The 9,973-nt window shown below is 70.2% G+C and carries 14 protein-coding genes; 2 read left to right on the top strand and 12 right to left on the bottom strand.

Going from position 1 to position 9,973, the window contains the following annotated elements; all coding sequences use genetic code 11:
• Positions 1-493: 493 nt before the first annotated feature.
• Positions 494-1,534 carry a ParB/RepB/Spo0J family partition protein gene (locus ABTY98_RS39595; protein WP_352226005.1) on the bottom strand — a complete coding sequence of 347 codons (1,041 nt, stop codon included), beginning with the start codon at positions 1,532-1,534 and terminating at the stop codon, positions 494-496.
• Positions 1,531-2,811 (bottom strand): ParA family protein, encoded by a 1,281-nt coding sequence (locus ABTY98_RS39590; RefSeq protein WP_352226004.1) that lies wholly within the window; start codon positions 2,809-2,811, stop codon positions 1,531-1,533. Before ABTY98_RS39590 ends, ABTY98_RS39595 begins: the two co-directional genes overlap by 4 nt.
• A gap of 435 nt (positions 2,812-3,246) precedes the next feature.
• Between ABTY98_RS39590 and ABTY98_RS39585 the strand changes: the two genes are divergently transcribed.
• Positions 3,247-3,987, top strand: a complete 741-nt coding sequence (locus ABTY98_RS39585) for a Type 1 glutamine amidotransferase-like domain-containing protein (protein WP_352226003.1) — start codon at positions 3,247-3,249, stop codon at positions 3,985-3,987.
• 140 nt (positions 3,988-4,127) lie between these two features.
• Here the strand turns inward: ABTY98_RS39585 and ABTY98_RS39580 are convergent, their stop codons facing one another.
• The 9 genes from ABTY98_RS39580 to ABTY98_RS39540 form a co-directional block, all read right to left on the bottom strand.
• Positions 4,128-4,676 (bottom strand): GNAT family N-acetyltransferase, encoded by a 549-nt coding sequence (locus tag ABTY98_RS39580; RefSeq protein ID WP_352226002.1) that lies wholly within the window; start codon positions 4,674-4,676, stop codon positions 4,128-4,130.
• A 244-nt stretch (positions 4,677-4,920) separates the two neighbouring features.
• The gene (locus ABTY98_RS39575) at positions 4,921-5,259 is read right to left on the bottom strand and encodes a hypothetical protein (RefSeq protein WP_352226001.1); all 339 of its coding nucleotides are present in this window, start codon (positions 5,257-5,259) and stop codon (positions 4,921-4,923) included.
• A gap of 71 nt (positions 5,260-5,330) precedes the next feature.
• Positions 5,331-5,828 carry a hypothetical protein gene (locus ABTY98_RS39570; protein ID WP_352226000.1) on the bottom strand — a complete coding sequence of 166 codons (498 nt, stop codon included), beginning with the start codon at positions 5,826-5,828 and terminating at the stop codon, positions 5,331-5,333.
• Positions 5,825-6,028, bottom strand: a complete 204-nt coding sequence (locus ABTY98_RS39565) for a hypothetical protein (protein ID WP_352225999.1) — start codon at positions 6,026-6,028, stop codon at positions 5,825-5,827. The genes ABTY98_RS39570 and ABTY98_RS39565 overlap by 4 nt, the downstream gene beginning before the upstream one ends.
• 308 nt (positions 6,029-6,336) lie before the next feature.
• The gene (locus ABTY98_RS39560) at positions 6,337-6,705 is read right to left on the bottom strand and encodes a WhiB family transcriptional regulator (RefSeq protein ID WP_352225998.1); all 369 of its coding nucleotides are present in this window, start codon (positions 6,703-6,705) and stop codon (positions 6,337-6,339) included.
• Positions 6,702-7,379: a GGDEF domain-containing protein gene (locus tag ABTY98_RS39555; protein ID WP_352225997.1), complete on the bottom strand. Its 678-nt coding sequence runs from the start codon at positions 7,377-7,379 to the stop codon at positions 6,702-6,704. The genes ABTY98_RS39560 and ABTY98_RS39555 overlap by 4 nt, the downstream gene beginning before the upstream one ends.
• A gap of 91 nt (positions 7,380-7,470) precedes the next feature.
• Entirely contained in the window at positions 7,471-7,947 is a 477-nt protein-coding gene (locus ABTY98_RS39550) for a Pycsar system effector family protein (protein WP_352225996.1), read from the bottom strand.
• A gap of 20 nt (positions 7,948-7,967) precedes the next feature.
• Positions 7,968-8,426: an RRQRL motif-containing zinc-binding protein gene (locus ABTY98_RS39545; RefSeq protein WP_352225995.1), complete on the bottom strand. Its 459-nt coding sequence runs from the start codon at positions 8,424-8,426 to the stop codon at positions 7,968-7,970.
• A gap of 188 nt (positions 8,427-8,614) precedes the next feature.
• Positions 8,615-8,836, bottom strand: coding sequence for a hypothetical protein (locus ABTY98_RS39540; RefSeq protein ID WP_352225994.1), 222 nt, complete (start codon positions 8,834-8,836; stop codon positions 8,615-8,617).
• Between the two features lie 104 nt (positions 8,837-8,940).
• Here ABTY98_RS39540 and ABTY98_RS39535 point away from each other — a divergent pair, with 104 nt between their 5' ends.
• Positions 8,941-9,360, top strand: coding sequence for an ATP-binding protein (locus ABTY98_RS39535; protein WP_352225993.1), 420 nt, complete (start codon positions 8,941-8,943; stop codon positions 9,358-9,360).
• Between the two features lie 87 nt (positions 9,361-9,447).
• Here ABTY98_RS39535 and ABTY98_RS39530 read toward each other — a convergent pair whose 3' ends face one another.
• The gene (locus ABTY98_RS39530) at positions 9,448-9,948 is read right to left on the bottom strand and encodes a hypothetical protein (RefSeq protein WP_352225992.1); all 501 of its coding nucleotides are present in this window, start codon (positions 9,946-9,948) and stop codon (positions 9,448-9,450) included.
• Positions 9,949-9,973: the final 25 nt, after the last annotated feature.

Raw genomic sequence — 9,973 nt, 5'->3', positions numbered from 1 at the left:
GACTCGGTGGAGCGGCGCAGTGCGATGCGGACAGTGCGCTGCAGGTCAGTCCACGCCGACGCCCTGTGCCAGCGTCCAGCCTCGCCCCAGTGCCCGGAGGGCAACAGAACCTTCCGTGGCCCAGTTGGGCCCGCCAGGCGTGCCACGCACGCTTCAAGACCCTGTCTGCCACGGCGCTGGGGTCGTCTCCGAACCGAATCCCCTCGCCGCCCATTCAGGTGAAGTGCAGAGAAGCCAGCGCAAGACCCACCGCTACGGCAGCGGCGGCAGCCCGCTGTGCCAGTGGTGCATGGCCCCGGTCATGGAGCAGTGGGGTACGGCCGTGCGATACGTCAGCACCCGCGGCACCCCCGGCCCCGTCGAGCGACGGGGCCGGGGGTGCCGCGGTTCACGGAATGGATGAGGCAGGCGGGGATGCCGGCGCCGGGAGCGCCGCAAACCACTTCGTCGGCCACCCCGGGGACCATGACCCCGACCGAGGCAGGATTTGCGTTCAGACGGCGGTCTGCCGGTTGTGGTGCTTGTTGAGCACGTCCAGCATCGTGTTGAACTCCTCGGGTGCCATCTTGTGGATGAGGAGATGCGCCGCGTCCAACCCGCTGTCGTAGGGGAACGGCTTCCTCGGTTGCCGTTCCGCAGTCTGGTCCTCCGGGGAGGCGTCGTCGTCGGCACGTGGTTCGGGAAGCGTCGCGTTCCGGCCTTCCGGTGACCGGTCGTCCTGCACCGGCAGCGTCGTCACGGAATTATCACGGCGTGATACTTGCCCGGCCTCCGTGGTGTCGTCGGCTGGTGGGTCAGCTGGCGCCGGAGGTGCCGCCGTTTTGCGGCGGTCGGCGGCGGCACGCTCGTCTGCCTTCTTCTTCTGGTCGGCGGGGGAGAGCTTGCCAAGGTTGCGTACGTGCTCCACCGTCCGCTCGCCTGTGACGAGATCCTTCTGCAGTTCCGGTGACAGCTTCAGCAGGGACAGCTTGCTGGAGATGGTGTTCTGGGGGATGCCCAGTCGCCGGGCGGCCTTGGTCTGGCTCCCGTAGTAGGTCACCAGTTGCTGGAGCGCGTGTGCCTCTTCGAGTTCGGTCATGTCGTCGCGGTGGTAGTTCGCGATGAATGCGGCCTCGAGGAGGGATTCGTCGGTGCTGACGCGGGCGTTGTCGACGCGGACGGGGATGGTGGCCAGGCCTACGCGGCGGGCGGCTTCGAGGCGGCGGTGGCCGTCGACTACGACGTAGTGCGCGCCGTCGTCCAGGTCGTCGGTGCGGTCGGGCCGGTCGTGCAGGTATGCCTCGGTCGTCGCGACGACGATGGGCAGGATGACACCGACTTCACGCACGGAGGCCACGGTGTCGTCCAGGTTGCGCAGGTGGTTGCGTGGGTTGTCGGGGTTGTCGCTGATCTGCGTGACCGGCAGATCGGTGACCGCTGCCATCGTGGTGCCGCCTTCGCCGATGGCGTGGCCGAAGACATCTCGTCGGGAACTGCGGGCGCCGGCAGCCGCGCCGAACGCGGTTCCGCTGCCGAGTTGGGCGGCCTTGCTCACGGGGTTGCCTCCATCGCGATCATCCGCATGGTGTTGGCCTGCTTCGAGTGCGGTGCGTACGAGAGCAACGGCTGTTTGACGCGGACCGCCTCGCGTTGTTCCTTGAGGTCGTCCAGGACGGCCAGGACGCGCTGGTCTTCCAGGTTCGCCCACTGGTCCAGGGACGATGTGGCCACGAAGCCGCGCCGGGCGTCGTACTGGTTGACCACCAAACCCATGTAGTCGATGTCGAGACCGAGGTCCTTGCGCAGGTCCTCGATCTGGTCGACCAGCATGCGGTACGCGGTCGCTGAGCTGTCTTCGGCCTGGACCGGGATCAGGACGCCGGAGCGGCCGGGGCGTTCGTTACGGCGCCGGCGCGCGTAGTAGAGGGCCGCGTCCATGGCCAGACCGAGGCTGGGCGGGCAGTCGATGATGATGACGTCGTAGTCGTTCTCGATCGGCCTCAGCGCCCGCTCCAGGGCTACTTCCTTCTGGAAACCGCGCGATTGGGCGGCGGTGAGAGCGAGCCGGGAGTCGAGTACGAACCCGTCGAACGCGCCGGGCAGCACGTCCAGGCGGCGCCCGAACCGTGGGTCTTCGACGGTGACGATCAGGTCGCGCAGATCGCCCTCCGCCTCACCGATCATGTGGGAGACGAGGCTTTCCCGTCCGGGCTGGATCTGCTGGATACCGAGCTGGTCGGACAGGTGGCTCTGTGGGTCGTAGTCGACGACCAGGACCCGCCGCCCGCCGACCGTCGCCCGCTCCAGCAGGTCTTGGACGTCGGCCTTGGTCTTCCCTATGCGCTTGAGGTCGCTGTAGGCGAGGGAGTCGAGGAAGCGGGTGAGCGCGGTGCGGGCGGCTTCGGGCTCTTCGGCGTAGGCCTCTGCCATTCCGAGGGACACGGTCGTCTTGCCGACGCCGCCCTTCTGGTTGGCGTTTATGATCCGCACCGGGTCGGCGGACTGAGCGTCCTGTGGGGAGGGGTGTTCGTCCAGCCAGAGCCTGACGCTCTGTGCGAGGCCCTGGGTGTAGGAGACGGACCGGTCGGCGCAGGTGGCCTTGAGGTCGTCGTACAGGCCCGGGGGCAGCCACGGTGAGAACGACTTGGCGCCTGCCGTGTCGATCTCGGGCAATGGGCGGGTGCTGGCCCGCCAGGAGGTGATGCCGGCTTCGACGGCATCCTGGATGTCCAGGCCGAGTTCGGCACACCGGATCTTCAGTTCGCGTTGGAGTGCCGGGGGGAGCTTGGACGCCACCTTTTCCCGGTCTCCGTCAGGGTATGGAGAGGCCACGACGTCACCTTACTGACTCCTGCTGCTTCTGTGGCACCCGGTTAACGCGCTCTGACAGGGTTTCACCCCGTCAGTGGGTAGCGATTATCACGCCGTGATAGGTCGGGGCAGGCGTAGCAGGGCCGCGCGGATTATCACGGCGTGATAATCCGTCGAAGATCACTTACGTGGGATGCGCACGACCATCCCCAACGCGAAAGGGGACCGGCCCCGCATCTCTGCAGGGCCGGGCACCGATGGTCGGTTCCTCAGGTCGTCAAAACGCGGGGAGGCTGGAGGCTGAGCTTGAGCGGGTGACGGAGCGTTCCGCGGTTGGTCCTGGGTGGAGAGGACTTTGCGTCGGCGGAGGGCCTATTCGATTGCGGACGGAGCCGCTGGCTTGGCACCGTTCGGGACATCGTCCGCGTCTGGATCGTGAACTGAGGAGGCACCCTCGTGGTTGTCATTCCGGGGCGTCGTTTGGCTCTCCTTGGAGGCGGCTTCTCCACCGAGGACGATGGTCTGCTGGATGACTGGGTGCTTGATCAGGTGCGGGCGCCTCGGCCCAAGGTGTGCTTCGTTCCGACAGCCAGTGGCGACGCCCCCGCCTACGTCGAGCAATTCCTCGCGGCATACCAGGCACGTGCCTGCGAGCCCAGTGTCTTGCAGCTGTTTCGGCGGGACCTCGATGACGACGACCTACGAACGTTCCTGCTCTCTCAGGACGTCGTCTATGTGGGTGGGGGCAACACCGCGAACCTGCTGGCGGTCTGGCGTGCGCACGGCGTGGACCGGCTACTGCGCGAGGCCTTCGACCGCGGGACCCTGCTGTGTGGCATCAGTGCTGGCGCCAACTGCTGGGCCGAGGGCTCGCATACCGATTCCTTCGGGCCGCTGACTCACCTCTCGGATGGGCTGGGTGTGCTGTCCGGCTCGGTCTGCCCCCACTACGACAGCGAGCCGGGGCGTCGGTCGTCCTATCAGACGGCCGTGGCAAACCACGCGCTTCCGGCCGGCTGGGCAGTGGAGGACGGCGTCGGTGCCCTCTTCACCGACGGTCAGTTGACGGACACGGTGACTCGCACGCCTCAGGCCCAGCTGTATCGGGTAGAGCCAGACGGGGACAACGGAGTTGAGGAACGAGCTCTTCCATGTCGTCTGCTCGTCCCAGCACATCTGCCTGCTCCGCCCGCGTGAATTTGGTGATGCGAGCGGCCCGGCTGCGGGGCCGGTGGCTCCGTTGGTGCAAGACGAGTCAGCCTTCGGGCTCGCGCTCTACCGCTTCTGGCGGTGGTGACAGTGCGACATCGGTGAAGACAGGCATGCCGAGCACGACCTCAGTCGGACAGCGCGACCGGGGACCACATGCCGAACCACTGCTCGGCGCCCCAATCCTCATACCGTTGCACCTCGGTGAACCCCAGCTTCGCCGCGAGGCGCATCGAGCGTTCGTTGACGGTCTGTGTGGTGAGCACCACCGGCTCGCCGGGCAGCGCTCCGGCGCACCAGTCGAGTGCCGCCACGCACGCCTCCGCGGCGTACCCATGTCCCCACGCCTGCGGCAGGAACATGTAGCCGAGCTCGGCCTCCGAGGCCCCGGGGCGGACGTGGACCGGATGCTCCGGATCGCGCCGGTCGAGCGTGACGATCCCGATCATCGCCCCGTCGAGATCGACCACGAAGAGGCCAGGGCGCCGCCTGGGCGCCTCGGGCACCGCACGCTCGAACTCGTCACGCTGTCGAGGGCCACCGATGTAAGTGCCCACCTCGGGCGAGGTGAACAACTCGATGACCGCCGCACGGTCCCGGGCCTCGGGCTCACGGAGCACGAGCCTCTCGGTCATGATCGGGGCAGGTGGCCAGGCAACGGGCCCTAACTCAGTCATGCAGGCCAGCCAATCAGCAGGCTCGGCAGCGATCAAGGCTCGCGGACCGGTCAACTCGCCTGTCCGGGTCCGTCCTTGGACGTCGGAAGGCACCACAGTCGACCGCCACGTTCCTAGTCCGGAAAATGGAGAGCTCAGGGACGGCATCCAGGTGCAGGAAGCCGAACGACACCAGCTCGATTCGTGGGGTGCCGGCGTGGTCCGGGTTGCGGGCCGTCGTGTCAGCCATGGTCGCTGCCATCCGTCACGGGTGGGTGTAGCGGATCGGTTTGCCGAGGCTGCGGGCGTAGTCGATCTCTCGGCGGGTGCTGGCGCCGATGTAGCCGCCGGGGTTGACGACCAGGACGTCATCGGCGAGGTCGATTTTGTGCAGGTGCAGGGTGTCGAGCATCCGCTTGACGCGGTCGGCCTGCTCGGGGGTGGCCCACAGCGGGTGTGGCTGCTTGAGGTTGCAGCCGAGGGTGAGGACGATCCGGCCAGCGGCCGTCTCGTACAGGGCGGCCTCGGCGAGCTGTTCCCAGAAGCGGGTGGATCCGCACAGGACGACGATCGGCGGGCGGGAGGTGTCGCTGGTGCTGTGCATGGGGTCCCTTCATGTGGGGGCGCTGGAGACGGAGGGCGGCCCACCGTGCATGGGTGGGCCGCCCGTAGCGGTCAGGGGTTGAGCTGCCGGAGGGGCGGGACGGCCTGGACGCTGGCGCAGTCGACGGGGGTGTCGGTGAGGTGCGGGGAGCGTCCCTGGGTGGGCGCGAGGTCGGTGAGGATCTCGACCATGACGTCCTCGGTGTCGAGCGTGATGTCGACGTAGCCGCGCCCGCAGGTGCAGGGGACGATCAGGGTCAGGACGTCGGTGGCGCCTTCGCGTTCGGTGATGCGGAGAGTGTGGTGCAGCCACGCACCGCCGTCCAGCCAGGCGACCGCGGCAGGTTCGAGACGGCGGCCGCCGTCGGCGGCGACGGACGGGTAGCCCCGCCAGTCGACCGCGTCGACCACCTGGGCGAGGGTGCCCGCGTAGGCGTAGTAGACGTGGTGGGCGGCCGCCGTCGCGGCGTCCTCGCGCTGCTCGTCGTCGTCCGGTCCGGCCGTGTCGGCGGCGATGTCGAGCAGGACCGCGAGGGGGCTGTCCGGGGCGTAGGGCAGGGTGCTGGTCATCGTGTCTCCGATCGGGTGGCGGTGGTGCGCGGGGAGCGGCGCCGGGGGGCGCGCAGCGCGAGGGCCAGGACCTCGCGGTTGCGCTGCTGCTGTTCGGGGGTGAGCGGCGGGTGCGTCGGCCCGTGGCGATGCCAGCACAGGGAGGCCGGCGGCTCCGGGTAGGCGAGAGCGCGGTCGGTGTCGCGGGGAGTGCTGCTCATGGATGAGCCCTCCGTGCGGAGTGATCGAGCAGGGGTCAGGCGTGGTCGCCGATGCGGCTCTTGGAGGACTTGGGCTGGGTGTCGGAGGCGAACCGTCCGAGCCGCGCCTCCGTGTGGTTGGCGGCGATCCAGTCCTCTGCGCACGTCTTGTGCACGGCCTCCGGCGTGGGAGCGCCTCGGTGTCGGGCCGCCGCACAGCACGCACGGCTTGTCCTGCCAGTGGTCGAAATGGCGGGCGTCCCGCCAGTCCAGGAGAGCGCCGGGCTCCGGGATCAGGCCCGGCTCGAACGGCGCCGTCCTCCTGACGGTCATGCGGCGTTGCCTGGCTCGGCAGTCCGGTGCCGGCGGGCCTGTTCCTGGTCGGCGAGGACGTCAATCCAGTCCGGTCCGAGCCGGGCGGCCAGCCGGGTACGCAGCTGGGTGCGCTGCCGGGGCGTGGTGCCCGCGATGATCCCGACCGGGGTCATGCTCCTGTTCACCAGCGCCCACAGGAGGCAGTCGGGAGCCAGTGGGCAGCGGGAGCAGGCGCGGCGGGCCTGCTCCAGCTCCGGCGCCTTGCGGGCATAGTCGCCACGCTCGAAGTCGAACGCCTCCGGCTGGCGCTGGCAGCGGGTGAGGGTCGGGCTCTGAGGCCGGGGGAAACGCGGGTCCTCCGTGCCGTGACGGTAGATGGTCATGCGGCCGGCCCCCACAGGTGCGTGCCGGGGCGGCCCTGTCGGCGGCCGTTGACGGACGGCACGGTGACGTCCGCGCGGCCCGCGACGGCGATGGTGCCGGTGTGCTTGCCCGCGTACAGCGCGGTGTCGGCGGCCCGCTGCAGCGTGCTCAGGTCGCGGGTGCCGATCGCGTCAGGGGTGGCCGCGCCGACGGAGACAGCGACGTCGACGGTGCGGCCGTCGTCCAGGATGACCGGGGTGTGGAGCATGCGGAGCAGCTGCTCGAAGCGGCGGCCGCGGGCGCCGGCCGCCAGCTGCACGACGACAGCGAACTCGTCACCGCCGAGGCGGCCGGCGGCGCCGTGCGGGCCCGCCCACGCGGTGAGCCGGGCCGCGGTCGCGGCGAGGACGGCGTCTCCGGCGGGATGCCCGAAGGTGTCGTTGACTGCCTTGAAGTGGTCGACGTCGACCAGGACCACGACCGCGGTGTCGCCGTGGCGGGCGAGGATCCGGCGGGCGCGGGCGGTGTAGGTGTCGCGGCGCAGCAGGCCGGTCAGCGGGTCACGGCGGGATGCGGCCAACTGCCGGTGGAGCGTGTACGCGTGGACGGTCCAGCCGGTCAGCGGCAGGGCGGCGGTGGTCACCAGGAGGGCGCGTTGCCCGAGGCGGGCGTGAACGCGTAAGGCGGGGTTCATACTTGGGCTCTCCCTCTCGTTTCGTACGGGGTGGGATGGGCCCGGGGCAGGCGCATGTGTTTGGACGCCAGGTGCCTGCCCCGGGGCGGATCTACAGGGCGAGGCTGGCGGCGGCGAGCGCGAGCAGAGCCAGCGCGAGCAGGATCAGGTCGACCGCGCGCCGGAGCTGGGTGAACTTGGCGACGGCGATCCGGGACAGGACACGGATGCGGGCGGCGCGGGTGTCGCCGGTCATGCTCGCGAGGATCAGCGAGTCGTCCAGCAGGCGTGCCCAGTAGGGGAAAGAGGCGCGGTCGCGGCCGGACAGGCGGGGCCGGACGACCAGGAGCAGGAGCACGGCCGCCAGGGCGAGGATGGCGAGTTCTCCGGCCACGGCGGTCAGGACCGGCAGGTGGTCGTCGATGGTGGAGCCGAGTCCGGCGAGGACGGCACCGACGAACGCCAGTAACAGCGAGGCATTGCTGTCGGTGCGGGTGATCTTTGCGTCGGTGTCGCGGACGGCGTCGTCCAGGGCCTGGTCCAGGGTGTACGACGTGGTGAGGGGCTCGGTGTCGGGCAGGATCGTCACGGACGGATGTCCTCTCAAGGTCAGGCGGCGAGCCGGTGGGCGGCCGCGGGCAGGGTGTAGCTGGTCGGGTCGGCCGGGGTGCCGTCGTGGCACTCCAGGCAGCTGCCGATGGTCTTCAGGGGGAGGCAGTAGACGTACCTGCGGTGGCACTCGGGGCAGGTCTGCCGGGCGGCCATCGCCCGGTCAAGGGCCCACTCCTGAGCGAGGGTCGGCACCCGCTTGGGCACGGCCTGGTGGACGTCGTAGAGGTAGCCGCGCAAGGGGTGGGTGCACGACCACTGCGGGGTGTAGCGGCAGGGGGCGCAGCGCAGGATGCCGACCGGATCGTGCCCGCCCTTGCTGAGGTTCTGGTCCCGGAGCTGGCGGCGGGTCAGCAGATGGTCGGGGCAGGCGCCCCGGTCGTACTCCGGCAGCCCCTGCGCCCCGCGCAGTAACCGCACGACTTCGTGACGGCGGCGGCGCTTCCTGGTCCGGGGCATCACCGGATCCAGGCGCCGGGCAGCTGTGCCGGGCGGTGCGGGTAGCGGGGGCCGGGGCGCTGCGGGCGGGGCCGGCCGATCCGGCGGCGCGGGCGGGGAATGAGCACGATCGGGTTCCTCCGGGCGTCGGTGAACAGGCCGCGCCCCCACCGGCGTGAGGGTCGGCGGGGGCGCTGGGTGGTGACGGGTCAGGGGTGGGCGGGGGCCGTGTGTGTGCGCTGTATGCCGGGCGTGGTCGGCGCGGGGGTGCTGTGGCACGGGCGCGGCTGCTGCGGCTGGTCGGGGGCGCCGTGCAGGTGGCTGCCGAGCCAGTAGCCGATCAGCAGTCCGCCGATGCCGTAGACCTTGTGCCGGTTCGCTTTCCACCAGGTCGGCGGGGTCGGCTCCGTCAGCACGCCTATGACGGCCACGAGTTCTCCGTTCTGTTGAGGGATGGGAGGGGTGGTGCGTGAGTGCCTGTTCCTGAACCGTCGGGCTTAGGCCGGCCAGCCTCGGGAACCCGGGTGGGCACTGAGTGTCGACGGTGGCGGAGAGCGCGATGGTGCATTCACCCGAGGAGGACTACGAATCGTTGAAGGGAGCCAGCCCGCAGCTGGCGGAGCGGGCGCGGGACGTCACGCGCGGCTTTCTGCTGGTCCTCGCGCCGGATGGCGGCCCGGAGGCGGAATCGGTGCTGCTGGCGGTGTCCGAGCTGGTGACCAACGCGGTGCGGCATGCCGGCGGGGTGACCGGGTTCGGACTGCGGACCGGTGAGGGAACGGTGACCGTATCGGTGGAAGACGCCAGCTGCCGGCCGCCGCGCCCGTGGACGGAGGATCCGACGCAGCCGGGAGGATTCGGTTGGTTCCTGGTGCAGTACCTGGCGTTGGATGTGCAGGTCAGCGTCGGTCCGAGCGGGAAGACGGTGTCGGCGGTGCTGCCGTTGTCCGCGTGAAGCACCTGGATGCTCCAGGCCGGGCGGCCTGTCCGGTCCTCGCCCGCCCGCCGGGTCAGGGGGCGAGGGCCGGGCGGGGTGCCCGGATCAGCGGCTGTCGTGGCGGCTGCGGTTGACGGCGACCATGCCCTTGGCTGTGTTTGTGGTGGTGGTGCTGAGGTCCTGGTGGACCGGGCCGGAGTAGTGGTGGTGGTGCTCGGTGTGGACGCTCTTGAGGCGGCTCAGCAGGGCGCTGGCGGCGAGCAGGATCCCGACCGGGGTGAGTCCGCCGATGGCGAGGTTGACCGGGTCGACGCTGCCGAGCGTCCACAGGACAAGGCAGCTGATCCCGCCGACGGGGACCGAGGCGACGCTGCCGGCGAGCATGACACCGCTGATGTCGGTGGCGCGCTGGCTCATGGGCGGGCGGCCCGGCTGCGCGACGGGCGGGGTGGTGCCGTACGCGGGCAGCGGGGTGTTGTCCCGGTAGGACGTCACGGCCGGGACGGTCGGGGTGGTGCCGGGGCTGTAGGCCTCGGTGATGAGCCGTTCGGCTTCGGCGGCCTCGGTGGCCGGGGACAGGGGGCGGGCGGTGGGGTCGTATGTCACGGCGGTTCTCCATCCGGGGCGGGAA

It is taken from the genome of Streptomyces sp. NPDC096040, from assembly GCF_040303265.1.
Taxonomy (GTDB): domain Bacteria; phylum Actinomycetota; class Actinomycetes; order Streptomycetales; family Streptomycetaceae; genus Streptomyces.
This window is presented reverse-complemented; position numbering and strand designations above follow the sequence as displayed.